This is a genomic window from Sphingomonas spermidinifaciens (assembly GCF_002351485.1).
Classification (GTDB): Bacteria; Pseudomonadota; Alphaproteobacteria; order Sphingomonadales; family Sphingomonadaceae; genus Sphingomonas; species Sphingomonas spermidinifaciens.
This window is the reverse complement of the sequence record NZ_NWMW01000002.1, coordinates 867,191-882,494: the sequence shown is the minus strand read 5'-3', so window position 1 is coordinate 882,494 and position 15,304 is coordinate 867,191. Positions and strand designations below refer to the sequence as shown.

Genomic DNA, 15,304 nt, shown 5'->3' with positions numbered 1-15,304 from the left:
GGCGGGGCATTTTCATTCGATCAGCACCGGCTGGCCGCAGCGCAGGCCAGTGACCCACAGATCGGCCTCACCGACGCCGACGCCCAATACGCCCGTCACCGACATCAGCACCGGATCGAGAACCGGCGCAACCAGCGACAGCTGGGCACCGACGCCGCGCACAACGGGGTCGAGCGGTACCGGCAGGAAGCCGAGCGCCTTTGCCTTGAGCTCGACCTTCTGCATCAGGCTGGCTGCGATGCCGCCGACCGGCGCGCTGCTGCGGAGCGTCTGCACGGTACCTTCGGCGATCGCCGCGGCGTCGAAGCGGCGGGTCTGAAAGCCCTCGTCCGCGCCGAGGTCGATCGTCGCACGGCCCGCGACCCGCAGCAGCAGCGTATCCAGCAGCCGCGCGTCGCTCAGCGCCATCGGCGACGTGAAGGTGCCGAGTGATGCCGGGTCGATGCGCGCAATCGCCACCTGCCCCGGTCCTGGCCGGCCAGCCAACGTCACGGCGTTGGGCCGGCATTCGATTCCCTCCAGCCGCGCCTCCGCGCTCGCCAGTTCGACAAACAGCGGCAGCTCGATCGAGACGAGGTTGATGCCCGGCAGCGGCTGTGCGCTGAGCGTCGCTTCCAGATAGACGCGCGTCTGCGCCGTGCGGATCACGGTCGCTCGATCGCGCGTCACCGCCACCCAGGGCGACTTGTTCGGCCGCTCGCCGATCGCGACCCACAACCGGGTGCGGGCGAGGCCCGGCAGCTGTGCACCGAGGTCGACCGCGACCTGTCGCCCGCTGGCGCTCCCCTGGATGACATTGCTCGCCAGGTCGAGCGCGTTCAACGTCACCAGCCCGGCACCGCCGTCCCGCTGCCGGCCAAGCTCGCCCAGGCTGACGAGGTCGGCGAGGCGGATCGTCCCCTTGGCCGCGGCCGCCAGACTGGCGAGCGCGGCCTGCGCGGCGGGATCGACGACGCGGCGCGACAGGCTGCCCAGCACGGTACCCGCGGGCAGTTGCAAGGCCAGCAGCTCGTCGAAACTGGCGACCTGAACTCCAGCATCGGCGCCGAGCACCGCAAGCCACGGAACTAGATCGACCTTCGCGCCCGCCAACGCCCGATAGTCCATGACCGACAGCGAGACGCTGCCCCCGGTCAGCGCCGAAAGCAGCGCATTGGCGACGCCGCCGTCGAGGCTGGCGAGCCGCGAACCGACGGCAAAGGCGGCAAGGTCGATCCGCCGCGCGGTCGCCCGCCGCTCGACCGCGACGGACGGCGTGCCGAAGATCGCGGCGAACACCGTCGGCACCTCGGCGCGGACGTCCACGCGCACCGCGTCGGCATCGGCCCCGCCCGCCACGAAACGCGCTGCGGGGGCCGCTTCGCCGCGATAGCGTCCGACGACGGCGGTGCTCGTCACCGGGAACCGGCCGGGGCTCGCCGCGACCATCGCCTCCGCGAGGGCCGTCGCCTGGCCGGTGTCGCGTGCGGCGGAGAGCGCGGCGGCGTCGGCGACGCCCTGAAGCCGCCGCCGCTCGAGCTGGACGAGACCCAGATCGACCGCGAGCGCCGCGACGCCGAACAGCATCGGCATTGCCCCCGCCACCAGCACCGCCGAAGCGGCCCGACGATCGCGCAGCAGGCGGATCATGCGATCTCTGCCAGTTCGGCGACGGCGCGCCGCTCGATCACCTTGTCGGGCATGGGGACCAGCCCCGAGCGCAGCAGCAGCGCGTGTGTATCGACCGACAGCCGCACGGTGATGCGCCCATCGCGCTCCTCGATCGAGCGGATGACCGTCTCGGGCCGCGCCACCGCCGAGCGCGCCAGCCCTTGCGTCACGCTGGCCTGCGCCAGAGTCGTGCGCTCCGCCTCGCTGTGCCCGACGATCGCGGCGCGGGCGGCATCGTTGGCAAGCTGCTGGAGCGTGTGCGCGGCGAGGAAATATTGGCCGTAGGCGAGCATCCCCACCAGCAGCATGATCAGGATTGGAGCCAGCAGGGCGAATTCGACGAGCGCGTTGCCCCGCCGGTCTTTTGCAACAGGAAATAGCCGGGCCATGCGGTCTGGATAGCGCGATCGAGATTAGCGCCCCGATCGTCGGTCCATCCACTCGCAACGCGGATTGCGTGACTGAAACCCCCTGATTTGCCTCCGCAATCGCGCCCGCTTGCGGACTTTCCGCTATTCTCCCGCCATTTCGGCGTTGTCGGCGCCCAGCATCGGCGACGCGCGCGCCGCGGGCCGGTCTCGCCCGACGAAGCGGATCGGCGTAGCGACGCTCGGCACGCACGATCCGTCAGGCCGCGCCGCCTCGATCGCGAGACCGCGATGGACGATCTGCGGGTCGGCAAAGGCCTGCGCCACATCGTTGATCGGCCCCGCCGGCACGCCTGCCGCCTCGAGCGCAGCGAGCAGCGGCTCGCGCTGCCATCCGCGCGTCGCGGCCGCGATCATCGCATCCACCGCCGGGCGCTGCGCCACCCGAAGCGCATTGGTCGCGAGCGTTTCGTCGCAGGGGAGGCCCAGCACCGTACATGCCCGCTCGAACTGGCGATCGTTGCCGACCGCGAGGATGATCCACCCGTCCTGCGTTGGATAGGCGGCATAGGGCGCGATATTGGGGTGCGCGTTGCCAAGCCGCATGGGCGCGGTGCCCGAGACGAGGTAATTCATTGCCTGATTGGCGAGCGTCCCCGTCATCACGTCGAACAGCGCCATGTCGATATGCGCGCCCCGCCCCGTCCGCGCCCGCTCGGCAAGTGCCGCCTGGATGGCGATCACGGCATAGAGACCGGTCAGGATGTCGGCATAGGCGACGCCGATCTTCTGCGGCGCACCGTCGGGCTCGCCGGTCAGGCTCATGATCCCGCTCATGCCCTGGACGATGAAATCGTAGCCGGCGCGAGTGGCATAGGGCCCGTCCTGTCCGAACCCGGTGATCGAGCAATAGACGAGGCCCGGTCGTTCTTCCGACAGCGTCGCGTAATCGAGCCCGTATTTGGCGAGCCCGCCGACCTTGAAGTTCTCGATCACCACGTCCGCGTCGGCGATCAGCGCGCGGACCTTCGCCCGGCCCTCCTCGGTCGCGAAGTCGGCGACGACCGAACGCTTGCCGCGATTGGTGGCGTGGAAATAGGCGGCGTCGCGGCTGCCGTCGGGATTGTCGACGAACGGCGGCCCCCAGCGGCGCGTGTCGTCACCCTCGGGGCTCTCGACCTTGACCACCTCGGCGCCGAGATCGGCGAGCACCTGCCCCGCCCAGGGGCCGGCGAGGATGCGCGCCAGCTCGACGACGCGCACCCCGGCAAGTGGTCCCGTCATCAGAAAGCGGCGTGGCCGGTGATCGCGCGGCCGAGGATCAGCGCATGGACGTCATGCGTGCCCTCATAGGTGTTCACCGTCTCCAGGTTCACCATGTGGCGGATGACGTGGTACTCGCCCGAAATCCCGTTGCCGCCGTGCATGTCGCGGGCGACGCGGGCAATATCGAGCGCCTTGCCGCAGTTGTTGCGCTTGACGAGGCTGATCATCTCGGGCGCGAACCGCCCCTCGTCCATCAGCCGCCCAACCTGAAGGCTGGCCTGCAAGCCCAGCGCGATCTCGGTCGCCATGTCTGCGAGCTTCTTCTGATAGAGCTGCGTCGCCGCCAGCGGCCGGCCGAACTGCTGCCGGTCGAGACCGTATTGCCGCGCCGCATGATAGCAGAACTCCGCCGCGCCCATCACGCCCCAGCTGATGCCGTAGCGTGCGCGGTTGAGGCAGCCAAACGGCCCCTTCAACCCCTCGACGCCGGGCAGCAGCGCGTCCTCGGGCACGAACACCTCGTCCATCTGGATCATACCGGTGATCGAGGCGCGGAGCGAAATCTTGCCCTCGATCTTGGGCGCCGACAGCCCCTTCATGCCCTTTTCAAGGATGAAGCCGCGGATCTTGCCGTCATGCGCGTCGGACTTGGCCCAGACGACGAAAACATCGGCGATCGGCGAGTTGCTGATCCAGGTCTTGGCGCCCGACAGGACATAGCCGCCATCGACCTTCTTCGCGCGCGTCCGCATCCCGCCGGGATCGGAACCGGCATCGGGCTCAGTCAGGCCGAAACAGCCGATCAGCTCGCCGCGGGCAAGACCGGGCAGATATTTCTGCCGCTGCTCGTCCGAGCCATAGGCGTGGATCGGATACATGACGAGGCTCGACTGCACGCTCATCATCGAGCGATAGCCCGAGTCCACCCGCTCGACCTCGCGCGCGACGAGGCCATAGGCGACGTAGCCTGCGCCCGCGCCGCCGAACTGCTCAGGGATGGTGACGCCCAGCAGCCCCTGCTCGCCCATCTCGCGGAAGATGGCCGGATCGGTATGCTCACGCTCGAACGCGTCGGCGACGCGCGGTTGCAGCCGGTCCTGAGCGAAGGCGTGGGCGGCGTCGCGGATCATCCGCTCGTCGTCGGTCAGTTCGGCGTCGAGCCGAAGCGCATCGGTATGATCGAAGCGCGTCATTCCGGTCATGGCATCCTCCTGACCCGTCATTTCGGCCAAAAGGATGCGGGGGTCAAATATGCCAGCGGTTGCCAACCACCCCTTCGCGTGATTACAGGCTCACCATTCGCAAGGACCCGGTGCAATTCCGGGTGGCTATTCCGGCCGCCGATCCGCCGGACAACACAACGCACCGATTTCGAAGCGCGCCAAAGCCGCGCCTGTGCCCTGTTGTGGATTCCCAATGAAACTCGACCTCACCGCCTATCGCCGCCAGTGGTTCACCACTGGCGCCGCCGCCCGCCGCGACGTGCTCGCCGGCATCGTCGTCGCGCTGGCGCTTATCCCAGAAGCGATCGGTTTTTCGATCATCGCGGGCGTCGACCCGCGCGTCGGACTCTATGCCTCGGTCGCGATCGCGATCGTCATTTCACTGGTCGGCGGGCGGCCGGGGATGATCTCCGCCGCCACCGCCGCTGTCGCCGTGCTGGTTGTGCCACTGGTCCGCGAGCATGGCGTTGAATATCTCTTTGCTGCAACGATCCTGATGGGACTGATTCAGATCGGCGCGGGGCTGGCGCGCCTCGATCTCGTCATGCAGTTCGTGTCGCGGTCGGTCATCACCGGCTTCGTCAACGCACTCGCGATCCTGATCTTCATGGCGCAGCTCCCGCAGCTGACCGGCGTCACCTGGCACACCTATGCGATGGTCGCGGGGGGCCTTGCGATCATCTACCTGCTGCCGCGCCTGACGACGGCGGTCCCCTCGCCGCTGGTGGCGATCCTAGTGCTCAGCGCGGTCAGCATCGCGTTCGGCCTGCCGGTCAACACCGTCGGCGACATGGGCCGACTGCCCGACGGCCTGCCGAGTTTCGCCTGGCCGAGCGTGCCGCTCAACCTCGAGACGCTGCGGATCATCCTTCCCTATTCGCTGACGATGGCGGCGGTCGGCCTGCTCGAATCGCTGCTGACCGCACAGATCGTCGACGACATGACCGACAGCGACAGTGACAAGCGGGTCGAATGCGCGGGCCAGGGCGGCGCAAACATCGTCGCCGCGCTGATAGGCGGCATGGGCGGCTGCGCGATGATCGGCCAGTCGGTCATCAATGTCACCTCCGGCGGGCGCGGGCGATTGTCGACCTTCGTCGCAGGCGCGGTCCTCTTGGTGCTGCTCGCCGCACTCGGACCGCTCGTCGGGCGCGTGCCGATGCCAGCGCTGGTCGCGGTCATGGTGATGGTGTCGATCGGCACGTTCAGCTGGAATTCGATCCCCAACCTTCGCCGCCATCCGCCGACCTCCTCGATCGTCATGATGACAACCGTCATCGTGGTGGTCACGACGCACGATCTGTCGCTGGGCGTCGCCGCGGGCGTGCTGCTGTCCGGCATCTTCTTCGCCGGCAAGGTGCAGCGGATGTTCGCGGTCGAGCGGCGCGACAGTGATGACAACGTGACCTATGCCGTGTCCGGTGAGATCTTCTTCGCCTCGGTCGATCGATTTACGCGCGCTTTTCAAAGCGAAGGTGCGGCGGACGTGACGATCGACGTGTCCGCAGCGCACTTCTGGGACATTTCAGGAGTCGGCGCGCTCGACAAGATCGTGGCGCGACTGCGACAGGGCGGCGCGACGGTAGAGGTCGTCGGTTACAACCGCGCCAGTGCCGATATCGTCGATCGATTCGCCCTGCATGACAAGACGGGGGTCGAACTCGGCATCGCCCCCCACTGACTGAGCGTCAATCCAGCGCCTTGACGATCTCCTCGACCATCTTCTTGGCGTCGGCGAGGAGCATCATCGTGTTGTCCATGTAGAAGACGTCGTTGTCGACGCCGGCATAGCCCACCCCGCCCATCGACCGCTTGATGAACAGCACCGTCTTGGCCTTCTCGACGTCGAGCACGGGCATGCCGTAGATCGGCGAGCTCTTGTCGGTCTTGGCCGCCGGATTGGTCACGTCGTTGGCGCCGATGACGAAGGCAACGTCGGTCTGCGCGAACTCCGAGTTGATGTCCTCCAGCTCGAACACCTCGTCATAGGGGACGTTCGCCTCGGCCAGCAGCACGTTCATGTGCCCCGGCATGCGGCCTGCGACGGGATGAATCGCGTATTTCACGCGGACGCCGTGTTCCTTGAGCTTGTCGGCCATCTCGCGAAGCACATGCTGCGCCTGCGCCACCGCCATGCCGTAGCCGGGGACGATGATGACCTGCTCGGCCTGTTGCATCAGGAAGGCGGCGTCGTCGGCGGAGCCGCGCTTCCACGGCCGCTGTTCCTTCGCCTCGCCGCCGCCGCTCGCCGCCTCCGCGCCGAAGCCGCCGGCGATGACGCTGAGGAAGCTGCGGTTCATCGCGCGGCACATGATGTAGCTGAGGATCGCGCCTGAGCTGCCGACCAGCGCGCCGGTGATGATCATCGCGGTGTTGTGGAGCGTGAAGCCCATCGCCGCCGCCGCCCAGCCCGAATAGCTGTTGAGCATCGACACCACGACCGGCATGTCCGCTCCGCCGATCGGAATGATGAGCAGGAAGCCGATCACGAAGCTCAATGCCAGCAGCACCCAGAACGGCCAGCCATCCTGCGTATGCGCGAACTGAGCGACGAGCAGCAGGATCGTCGCCAGCACGGCCAGATTGATCGCGTGGCGCGCGGGCAGGAGGATCGGCTTGCCCGACATGTTGCCGTTGAGCTTGAGGAACGCGATGACCGAGCCCGAGAAGGTGATCGCGCCGATCGCCGCGCCGAGGCCCATCTCGACCTTGCTCACCGGGTTGATGACCGCGAACGGGTCGCCGATCATCGGGATCACCATTTGCGCGATCCCGAACGCCATCGGGTTGAGATAGGCCGCGACCGCGACCAACACGGCGGCGAGGCCGACGAGGCTGTGAAAGGCGGCGACGAGCTGAGGCATCGCCGTCATCGCGATCCGCCGCGCGGTGACGATGCCGATGACCGCGCCGAGGCCGATCGCGGCGAGAATTTCGAGGACGGCGATCAGGTCGATCCGCTCGAACAGCGGCCCCGTCGCAGCGACGGTGCCTTGCGGGCCCTCCAGCACCAGACCCACGCCCTGCATCGGAATATGCGTCACCAGCGTCGTCACGACCGCGATGGCCATGCCGATCATGCCGAAGCGGTTGCCGCGCTGGCTGGTCGCCGGCGACGACAGCCCGCGCAGCGCCAGGATGAAGCACACGCCCGCCACCAGATAGGCGAGCGCCGCGAACGAATTGCCGGCGGTTACGTGCTCCATCCCCAACCCCTTGTCTCATTCTTCACGTAATTCAGGCGCAGCCCGGCGAAGGCCGAAAAAACGGTCAGGATTTGACCGCCGGCCGCTCCTTCTTCTTGTACATCGAGAGCATCCGCTGCGTGACCGCGAAGCCGCCGAAGATGTTGATGCTCGCCAGTACCACGCCCAGCAGCCCCAGCCATTTCGACACAGCGAACCCGGCCGCCGCGCTCGCCACCAGTGCCCCCACGATGATGACCGACGAAATCGCATTGGTGACCGCCATCAGCGGCGTGTGCAGCGCCGGCGTCACCGACCAGACGACATAATAGCCGACGAAGCAGGCCAGCACGAAGATCGACAGGATCGATATGAAGTCCATGACGCTACCTTTCATCCTCCCCGGCACCGGCATTGCGGGCAGGTGTTGCCCTCACCGCCCGCCCCCCAGGATCGCCCTCGCCAGCACCTGCTGAACGCCGACGATGTTGGCGCTCGCCGCCACCTTGACCTCCAGCGGCTCGTCGCTGCCCGCGACCCACACCGTCAGGTCGGCGTCCATGTCGAACGTCCCCGCCCGCTCGATCGCCCAGCGGGTGATCGACCTGTAGGGGATGCTCTCGATCTCGACCTTGCGCCCGGTCAGACCCTGCACGTTGACCGTGCACAGGCGGTAGTTGGTGAGGAAGACGAGGTCGCGCATCGTCTTGAAAGCGATCAGCACCCGCTCGCCCTCGATCAGCACCGGCGCATAGTCGCGCGCGACCGTCTCGGAATTCGTTTCGGTCGCGTTGAACAGGCCCATCAGGCGGCGCCGAGAAGCCGCGGGTTCACCACCTGCCCGTCCTTCGTCAGCCGGATGGCATCGCCGATCTCTTCGTCGAGCACCGGCCGACCGGCCTCCTTGTCCCAGAAAGCGGAGAGGAAGTTGAAGAGGTTGCGGGCGAACAGGGCGGAGGCGTCCGCCGCCAGCCGGCTGGGCACGTTGCGGTGGCCGACGATCTTGACGCCGTGGCGAACGACGACTTCGCCGGCGACAGCGCCCTCGACATTGCCGCCCTGCTCGACCGCAAGGTCGACGATCACGCTGCCCGGCCGCATGCTCGCCACCTGGGCGTCCGAAATCAGTCGCGGGGCGGGCCGGCCGGGGATCAGCGCCGTCGTAATGACGATGTCCTGCTTGGCGATGTGCGACGAGACGAGCTCGGCCTGCGCGGCCTTGTACTCGTCGCTCATCTCGGTCGCGTAGCCGCCGGTGCCCTCGCCCTCGATGCCCTTCACCGCCTCGACGAAGATCGGCTTGGCGCCCAGTGACAGGATCTGCTCCTTCGTCGCGGCGCGCACGTCGGTTGCGGAAACCTGCGCGCCCAGCCGCCGGGCGGTGGCGATCGCCTGAAGCCCCGCCACGCCGACGCCCATCACGAACACGCGCGCGGCGCTGACCGTGCCTGCCGCGGTCATCATCATCGGGAAGGCGCGGCCATATTCGGCGGCCGCATCGAGCACCGCCTTGTACCCCGACAGGTTCGATTGCGAGGAGAGGATGTCCATCGACTGCGCGCGGGTGATGCGCGGCATGAATTCCATCGCCAGCGCCTCGACCCCCGCAGCCGCATAGGCATCGACGCGCGCGCGTTCCCCAAACGGATTGAGGCCAGCGGCGACCATCGCGCCGCGCGGCAACCCCTCGGGCACCGGCCCCTGCACGCCCAGCACGATCCCCGCATCGGCGAGGACCGCGGCACGGTCGCCCACGCTCGCGCCCGCCTCGGCAAAGGCGGCGTCGGCGATCGAGGCGCCGTCGCCCGCTCCGGCTTCGACCGCGACGGTGGCGCCGAGGGCCACGAACTTCTTCACAGTCTCTGGCGTCGCCGCCACACGGGCTTCGCCGGGGACGGTTTCGCGCAAGACAGCGATTTTCATGGGGCTAGCTGGCGATCAGCGCGACGACGACCGCGGCGGCGATCGCGACAATGACCGAGGTGATCTTCACGAGGCCGATGAAGCTTGAATAAGTGTCCTCGCGCAGCGGCGTTTCGGTGTGCTCGGCCATGCAATCCCCATGTGAAATCCAGCGTGCCCCACCCTTAGCGAGCGCCCGCCCTTCTCGGCAAGAGCCCGCCACGCCCAGCGCGCTTAAGCCGCGCTTTACGCTTCGGCGCTATCCACCCTGTCTACAAGCGGGACGATGGGGACAAAGATTTCGCGATGACACGCAATGGACAGCGCCTGTTGATGCTGATCGACGACGAACCGGCGCAGCGCCGGCTGATCGCCGCGATCGCGTCGCGTCGGGGATGGCGGACGATCTTCGCGGGGGATCACGAGACCGCGCTCGCCATGCTGGGCACGCAGGACGGCATGGGCCTCGACGCCATCGTCCTCGACCATTGGGCACCCGATTGCGACGCCAGCGGCCTGATCGCCGAATTGCGCCGCAACCGCCCGGCGCTTCCCATCCTGATGCTCACCGCCAATGGATCTGTAGCAAGCGCAGTCGACGCGATGCGTGCGGGCGCGACCGATTTCCTCACCAAGCCGTTGGCGGCCGAGCGCCTGCTCTCTGCGCTTGAAGCAGCGGTGGCCGGCAAGGCGGCGGGCGAGCTCCGCCCGCTCACCGAAAAGCTGTCGATGCCGCTCGCCTTTGACGAGATCGTCGGCTCCGCCCCCCAGTTCCGCGCCGCCCTTGCCATCGCTGCCAAGGCCGCGCGCGCGCGTATCCCCGTGCTGATTGAGGGCGAGAGCGGCGTCGGCAAGGAAGTGGTGGCCGAGGCGATCCACGCCGCCAGCCCGCGCGCCAAGAAGGCGCTGATCCGTGTCAATTGCGGCGCGATCCCCGGCAACCTCGTCGAATCGGAGTTGTTCGGGCACGAGAAGGGCGCGTTCACCGGCGCGTTCGAGCGCAAGATCGGCCGTTTCCAGGAGGCCGATGGCGGCACCCTCTTCCTCGACGAGATCGGCGAGATGCCGCTGGAGGCGCAGGTCAAGCTGCTGCGCGTCCTCCAGTCCGGCGAACTCCAGCCGCTCGGCGCACGCCATGTCCGCGAGGTCGATGTCCGCGTCGTCGCCGCCACCAACAAGCGCCTGACCGAGGAGGTCGAGGCCGGCCGCTTCCGCGAGGACCTTTATTACCGGCTCAACGTCGTCCAGGTGACGATCCCGCCCCTGCGAGACCGTCCCGGCGACGTCGCCCCGCTCGCGCGTCACCTGCTCGCGCGGATCGCCGAGCAGCCGGGCCTTCGCCCGCTCGGCATCACCGACGAGGCGCTGGCACTTCTCGGCAGCTATGACTGGCCCGGCAATGTCCGCCAGCTTCAGAACGCCCTGTTCCGCGCCGCCGTGCTCTGCGACGGCGACGCGCTCACCCGCGGCGACTTTCCGCAGATCGCGCACATGGCCGCCAATGGCGGCGCGTCGGCAGTACAGGGGCCGGCCCCTTCGGGCGGCGTCACGCTGTTCCGCGCCGACGGCAACCTGCGCGCGCTCGAAGAGATCGAGGCCGACGTCATCCGCCTCGCCATCGGCCATTATCGCGGCCGCATGACCGAGGTCGCGAGGCGGCTCGGGATCGGCCGGTCGACACTCTATCGCAAGCTCGGCGAACTCGGGATCGACCAGTCGGCGGCCTGAACCTCTTCGCGCGCCTGCCGATCCGCGCTAGCGCTGTCGCATGACCGGCGGCGCGCCCACCATCCACGACGTCGCGGCGCGCGCGGGCGTGTCGATCCGCACGGTGTCGCGCGTCCTCAACCGATCGACCAAGGTCAATGGCGAGACGCGGGGGCGGATCGAGGCGGCGATCGCCGCGCTCGGCTTCGTCCCCAGCCTGCGCGCGCGAGCACTAGCAACGGGACGATCGTTCCTGATCGGCCTTGTGCACGACGATCCCAACGCGCTCGTGCTCGACGCCGTGCAGCGCGGCCTCGTCGCCGCCGCTTCGGCTCGGGGGTACGAGATGGTCGTCCATCCCGCGCAAGGGGCCGGCGACTTGCTGGTCGCGGACATCGCTGCCTTCACGCATCGCACGCGCGTCGACGGGCTGATCCTGTTGCCGCCGGTGTGCGAGACACCCGGCCTCGCCGTCAGCCTCTCAACCCCCGCCATCGCCCTCGCGGCGGCACGGATCGAGGGTTTTGCGACGATGCTCGTATCGGACGAGCGCGAGGCGGCAGGCGCGGTGGCGCGGCACCTCATGTCGCTCGGCCATCGCCGGATCGGCTTTGTGAGCGGCCCCCCGACGCTGCTCTCCGCCAGCGAGCGCCGCGCCGGGTTCGCCGATGCGCTCGCCGCCGCGGGCGTGCCGCTCGACCCGGCGCTGAGCGTCGCTGGCGACTATCGCTCCGACAGCGGCGTGGCGGCGGGCGAAGCGCTGCTCGTGCGGTCCGACCGCCCGACCGCGATCTTCGCCTCGAACGACATGATGGCAGCGGGCGTGCTCAAGGTCGCGGCGCGGCGCGGCCTGTCGGTGCCGGGCGCGCTGTCGGTGGCAGGGTTCGACGGCAGCGCGCTGGCGACGATGCTGACCCCCGCGCTAACCACCGTCGTCCGCCCGCTCGCCGACATGGCCGCCCGCGCCGCCGACCGGCTGATCGACAGGATCGAGGGTGGCGAGGCGACGGGGGACCTGTCGGCGACGCTGACGCTGAGTGTCGGCGAGTCGACCGGGCCGGCGCCCGCATAATGACGGCGGCCCAGCGAAGGCTGTGGCCGCGGGCGTGACTTGCTGCAACCGAGCGATCACAGCCTTCGCCGGGATGTCGGCTGGCTCAGAGCGGCTTGGCCGCGAGCACCGTCTCCACGAACACCGCATCGTCGACCAGCTCGCCGAACACCTCGCGCAGGCCCAGCACCTCGCGCGCCGGTCGCCCGACCAGCTTCGCCGCCAGCGGATCGGCCACGCCCTCGCCGCGCTCGACGAAACGCAGCCAGGCGGCGATCGGCATCGCCAGTCGCTCGATCGACCGCCCGCCTGCCCGCGCCGCACGCACCGTGTCGAGCAGGCGATAGGGTAGCTTCTGCGACCCGTCGGCGGCGATCTGGATCAGCTGGTGGCGGATCGCGGGGTTGGAAAAGCGTTCGAGGATCGCGGCAATATAGCCGCTCACATCGAGCCCGACGGGCGCGGTGAGCAGCGGCGCGATATCCTCGCGCATCAGCCGCTCGACGAAACCGGCGAGCGCCGCGTCGCGCATCGCTTCCGCCACCACGCCGTGCCCGCGCTCGATGCCGAGATAGGCGAGCGACGAATGCGCGCCGTTGAGCAGGCGGAGCTTGGCCAGCTCATACCCCCGCACGTCATGGGTCAGGGTGACGCCCGTCGCCGCCAGGTCGGGGCGCGCGCCGGGGGCGAAATCGTCCTCGACCACCCACTGCCAGAAGCGCTCGCGCTGGATCGGCCAGGCATCGTCCACGCCAGCGACCTCGCGCACCCGCTCGCGCAGCGCATCGTCGGTCGCGGGGGTGATCGCATCGACCATCGTCGAGGGGAAGCGTACCTCGCCTTCGATCCAAGCGGCCAGATCGTCGCCGCGCGTCGCCGCCAGCGCCGCGACCGCCCGGCCGAGCTTGGCACCGTTGTCGGCCAGATTGTCGCACGACAGCACGGTCAGCCCGCCCGCGCCCGCCGCGCGCCGCGCCGCCAGCCCCGCGACGAGCCAGCCGACCAGCGACTGCGGCGCGCCCTCGCCCACGCGGTCGTGGACGATCGCGGGATGGCCCATGTCGAGGCTGCCGTCGGCGGTGAGGCAATAGCCCTTCTCCGTCACCGTCGAGCTGACGATGCGGGTGTCCGCCGCCGCGATCGCCTCAAGGATCGCCGCTCCCTCCCCCGCGGCCAGCACGCGGCGGAGCGCGCCCACCACCTCGAAGCTCGGCGCCGCGTCGAGCAGCGCGAGCGTGTAGAGCCCGCCCTGCGGATTGAGCGCCTCGGCCACCGAGCGCGAGTTCAGGCTGACGCCCACTACGCCCCAGCGCGGCTCGGCGGCGTTGAGCGCGTCATAGACGGGCAGCTGGTGTGCGCGGTGGAACGCCCCCGGCCCGAAATGGACGATCCCCGTGCGAAGCGCCGCGCGGTCATAGCGCGGCCGCCCGACCGCTGCGGGCAGTGATCCCAGCGCTGCTTCCGTCAATCGCGTCATGCCCCATCCCCCAGCTTATAGGCGCGCCGGACGAGGTCCACCGTCAGTTCCTCGGCCAGCTCGGCCGCTTCCCAGTCGGCGAGCCGCCCCTCCGCCACCAGCCGGGCGAGGAACGCGCAATCCACCCGCCGCGCGACATCGTGCCGCGCGGGGATCGACAGGAAGGCGCGCGTGTCGTCGTTGAAGCCGACCGTGTTGTAGAAGCCCGCCGTCTCGGTCGTCATCTCGCGGAACCGGCGCATTCCCTCGGGGCTGTCGTGGAACCACCAGGCCGGCCCGAGCCGCAGGCAGGGATAATGCCCCGCGAGCGGCGCCAGCTCGCGCGCATAGGTCGATTCGTCGAGGGTGAAGAGGATGACCGTCAGGTCGCGCTCGTTCCCCACCACGTCGAGCATCGGCTTCAGTTCCGCAACGAACCCGGCCCGCGCGGGGATGTCGGCGCCCTTGTCGCGCCCGTGGCTGGCAAACAGCGCGGCATTGTGGTTGCGGAAGCTGCCGGGATGGATCTGCATTACCATACCGTCCTCGACGCTCATCCTCGCCATCTCGGTCAGCATCTGCGCGCGGAACAGCTCGGCATCGGCGGGGTCGAACCGGCCCGACACGATCCGGTCGAACAGCGCCGCGCTTTCCGATGCTGACAGGTTCGCCGTCCGCGCGCTGGCATGGCCGTGGTCGGTCGCGGTCGCGCCCAGCGCCCGGAAGTCGGCGCGGCGGCGGCGATGCGCGGCGAGATAGCCGTCCCAGCGCATCACATCCTCGCCGGTCAGGTCGCCGAACCGCTCGAGCGCGGGTCGAAACCCCTCATGCTCGGCATCGATCACCGCGTCGGGGCGATAGGTGCTGACCACCCGCCCCCGCCAGCCCGAGGCGCGGATCGCGCGGTGATGCGCCAGCGGATCGTCCGCGCCCTCGGTCGTCGCGAGGAACTCGATCCCGAACCGCTCGAACAGCGCGCGCGGGCGGAAGCCGGGAGTCGCCAGCGCCTCGTTGATCGCATCGAAATAGAGGTCGGCGCTTTCGCCATCGAGCGCGACCTCGATCCCGAACACCTCGGCGAACACGTGGTCGAGCCAGAGCCGCGACGGCGTACCGCGGAACAGGTAATAACGCGTGGCAAAGGTCCGCCATGCCTCGCGCGGGTCGGTCGCCGGCGCGCCCGCGCGGCTCGGCACGCCGAGCGCCTCGAGCGGCACGCCCTGCGAATAGAGCATCCGGAAGATATAATGGTCTGGCGCCAGCAGCAGTTCGGTCGCGTTGGCGAAGGGCGCGTCCGTCGCGAACCAAGCGGGATCGGTGTGCCCGTGCGGACTGACGATCGGCAGCCCTGCCACCTCCGCATAGAGCGCGCGGGCGATCTCGCGGGCGCGCGGCTCGGCGGGAAACAGCCGATCGGGATCGAGCGTAAGCGGGCGCATCTTTCTCTCCTCGGGCGTGGCGATAGCGGCTTGTGCCAGCGCTGGCAACGTACTAGC

General features: G+C 69.0%; 14 protein-coding genes and 1 other annotated feature. Of the genes, 3 read left to right on the top strand and 11 right to left on the bottom strand.

What is annotated here, in order from left to right; translation table 11 throughout:
* Nucleotides 1–12: 12 nt before the first annotated feature.
* The 4 genes from COC42_RS14185 to COC42_RS14170 form a co-directional block, all read right to left on the bottom strand.
* Complete coding sequence (locus COC42_RS14185; RefSeq protein ID WP_096343930.1) at nt 13–1,629, bottom strand: pilus assembly protein TadG-related protein; 1,617 nt, start codon at nt 1,627–1,629, stop codon at nt 13–15.
* Nucleotides 1,626–2,039: a TadE/TadG family type IV pilus assembly protein gene (locus COC42_RS14180; protein ID WP_096343929.1), complete on the bottom strand. Its 414-nt coding sequence runs from the start codon at nt 2,037–2,039 to the stop codon at nt 1,626–1,628. The genes COC42_RS14185 and COC42_RS14180 overlap by 4 nt, the downstream gene beginning before the upstream one ends.
* Before the next feature lie 123 nt (nt 2,040–2,162).
* On the bottom strand, nt 2,163–3,302 hold the full coding sequence (locus tag COC42_RS14175; protein WP_096343928.1) for a CaiB/BaiF CoA transferase family protein: 1,140 nt from the start codon (nt 3,300–3,302) through the stop codon (nt 2,163–2,165).
* Entirely contained in the window at nt 3,302–4,486 is a 1,185-nt protein-coding gene (locus COC42_RS14170; RefSeq protein WP_096344223.1) for an acyl-CoA dehydrogenase, read from the bottom strand. Before COC42_RS14170 ends, COC42_RS14175 begins: the two co-directional genes overlap by 1 nt.
* A gap of 100 nt (nt 4,487–4,586) precedes the next feature.
* Nucleotides 4,587–4,642: a sequence feature (sul1 is cis-regulatory element that is thought to sense ions involved in sulfur or methionine metabolism; They are found in Alphaproteobacteria), on the top strand.
* A gap of 58 nt (nt 4,643–4,700) precedes the next feature.
* Between COC42_RS14170 and COC42_RS14165 the strand changes: the two genes are divergently transcribed.
* Nucleotides 4,701–6,188, top strand: coding sequence for a SulP family inorganic anion transporter (locus COC42_RS14165; RefSeq protein WP_096343927.1), 1,488 nt, complete (start codon nt 4,701–4,703; stop codon nt 6,186–6,188).
* Between the two features lie 7 nt (nt 6,189–6,195).
* Here COC42_RS14165 and COC42_RS14160 read toward each other — a convergent pair whose 3' ends face one another.
* The 5 genes from COC42_RS14160 to COC42_RS18115 all read right to left on the bottom strand — a co-directional run bounded on the left by COC42_RS14160 (nt 6,196) and on the right by COC42_RS18115 (nt 9,745).
* Nucleotides 6,196–7,713 carry an NAD(P)(+) transhydrogenase (Re/Si-specific) subunit beta gene (locus tag COC42_RS14160; RefSeq protein WP_096343926.1) on the bottom strand — a complete coding sequence of 506 codons (1,518 nt, stop codon included), beginning with the start codon at nt 7,711–7,713 and terminating at the stop codon, nt 6,196–6,198.
* A gap of 64 nt (nt 7,714–7,777) precedes the next feature.
* The gene (locus COC42_RS14155) at nt 7,778–8,074 is read right to left on the bottom strand and encodes a proton-translocating transhydrogenase family protein (RefSeq protein WP_096343925.1); all 297 of its coding nucleotides are present in this window, start codon (nt 8,072–8,074) and stop codon (nt 7,778–7,780) included.
* Between the two features lie 51 nt (nt 8,075–8,125).
* A complete protein-coding gene (locus COC42_RS14150; RefSeq protein ID WP_096343924.1) occupies nt 8,126–8,497 on the bottom strand; it encodes a PH domain-containing protein in 372 nt (123 codons plus the stop codon).
* Nucleotides 8,497–9,615 (bottom strand): NAD(P) transhydrogenase subunit alpha, encoded by a 1,119-nt coding sequence (locus COC42_RS14145; RefSeq protein WP_096343923.1) that lies wholly within the window; start codon nt 9,613–9,615, stop codon nt 8,497–8,499. The genes COC42_RS14150 and COC42_RS14145 overlap by 1 nt, the downstream gene beginning before the upstream one ends.
* A gap of 4 nt (nt 9,616–9,619) precedes the next feature.
* Nucleotides 9,620–9,745 carry a hypothetical protein gene (locus COC42_RS18115; RefSeq protein WP_281253103.1) on the bottom strand — a complete coding sequence of 42 codons (126 nt, stop codon included), beginning with the start codon at nt 9,743–9,745 and terminating at the stop codon, nt 9,620–9,622.
* Nucleotides 9,746–9,900: 155 nt separating this feature from the next.
* Here COC42_RS18115 and COC42_RS14140 point away from each other — a divergent pair, with 155 nt between their 5' ends.
* Both COC42_RS14140 and COC42_RS14135 read left to right on the top strand, forming a co-directional pair.
* Nucleotides 9,901–11,322, top strand: a complete 1,422-nt coding sequence (locus COC42_RS14140; protein WP_096343922.1) for a sigma-54-dependent transcriptional regulator — start codon at nt 9,901–9,903, stop codon at nt 11,320–11,322.
* Nucleotides 11,323–11,362: 40 nt separating this feature from the next.
* A complete protein-coding gene (locus COC42_RS14135; RefSeq protein WP_096343921.1) occupies nt 11,363–12,373 on the top strand; it encodes a LacI family DNA-binding transcriptional regulator in 1,011 nt (336 codons plus the stop codon).
* Nucleotides 12,374–12,458: 85 nt separating this feature from the next.
* On the opposite strand, the gene COC42_RS14130 is transcribed toward COC42_RS14135, so the two are convergent.
* Together COC42_RS14130 and uxaC are read right to left on the bottom strand one after the other, a co-directional pair.
* Nucleotides 12,459–13,829: a mannitol dehydrogenase family protein gene (locus tag COC42_RS14130; protein ID WP_096343920.1), complete on the bottom strand. Its 1,371-nt coding sequence runs from the start codon at nt 13,827–13,829 to the stop codon at nt 12,459–12,461.
* Nucleotides 13,826–15,247, bottom strand: a complete 1,422-nt coding sequence (gene uxaC, locus COC42_RS14125; RefSeq protein WP_096343919.1) for a glucuronate isomerase — start codon at nt 15,245–15,247, stop codon at nt 13,826–13,828. Before uxaC ends, COC42_RS14130 begins: the two co-directional genes overlap by 4 nt.
* Nucleotides 15,248–15,304: the final 57 nt, after the last annotated feature.

What these genes read in the sequence shown, in the direction of transcription:
- COC42_RS14185 (WP_096343930.1), bottom strand. Translation starts at nt 1,629, where the DNA reads ATGATCCGCCTGCTGCGCGATCGTCGGGCCGCTTCGGCGGTGCTGGTG.
- COC42_RS14180 (WP_096343929.1), bottom strand. Translation starts at nt 2,039, where the DNA reads ATGGCCCGGCTATTTCCTGTTGCAAAAGACCGGCGGGGCAACGCGCTC.
- COC42_RS14175 (WP_096343928.1), bottom strand. Translation starts at nt 3,302, where the DNA reads ATGACGGGACCACTTGCCGGGGTGCGCGTCGTCGAGCTGGCGCGCATC.
- COC42_RS14170 (WP_096344223.1), bottom strand. Translation starts at nt 4,486, where the DNA reads ATGACCGGAATGACGCGCTTCGATCATACCGATGCGCTTCGGCTCGAC.
- COC42_RS14165 (WP_096343927.1), top strand. Translation starts at nt 4,701, where the DNA reads ATGAAACTCGACCTCACCGCCTATCGCCGCCAGTGGTTCACCACTGGC.
- COC42_RS14160 (WP_096343926.1), bottom strand. Translation starts at nt 7,713, where the DNA reads ATGGAGCACGTAACCGCCGGCAATTCGTTCGCGGCGCTCGCCTATCTG.
- COC42_RS14155 (WP_096343925.1), bottom strand. Translation starts at nt 8,074, where the DNA reads ATGGACTTCATATCGATCCTGTCGATCTTCGTGCTGGCCTGCTTCGTC.
- COC42_RS14150 (WP_096343924.1), bottom strand. Translation starts at nt 8,497, where the DNA reads ATGGGCCTGTTCAACGCGACCGAAACGAATTCCGAGACGGTCGCGCGC.
- COC42_RS14145 (WP_096343923.1), bottom strand. Translation starts at nt 9,615, where the DNA reads ATGAAAATCGCTGTCTTGCGCGAAACCGTCCCCGGCGAAGCCCGTGTG.
- COC42_RS18115 (WP_281253103.1), bottom strand. Translation starts at nt 9,745, where the DNA reads ATGGCCGAGCACACCGAAACGCCGCTGCGCGAGGACACTTATTCAAGC.
- COC42_RS14140 (WP_096343922.1), top strand. Translation starts at nt 9,901, where the DNA reads ATGACACGCAATGGACAGCGCCTGTTGATGCTGATCGACGACGAACCG.
- COC42_RS14135 (WP_096343921.1), top strand. Translation starts at nt 11,363, where the DNA reads ATGACCGGCGGCGCGCCCACCATCCACGACGTCGCGGCGCGCGCGGGC.
- COC42_RS14130 (WP_096343920.1), bottom strand. Translation starts at nt 13,829, where the DNA reads ATGACGCGATTGACGGAAGCAGCGCTGGGATCACTGCCCGCAGCGGTC.
- uxaC (WP_096343919.1), bottom strand. Translation starts at nt 15,247, where the DNA reads ATGCGCCCGCTTACGCTCGATCCCGATCGGCTGTTTCCCGCCGAGCCG.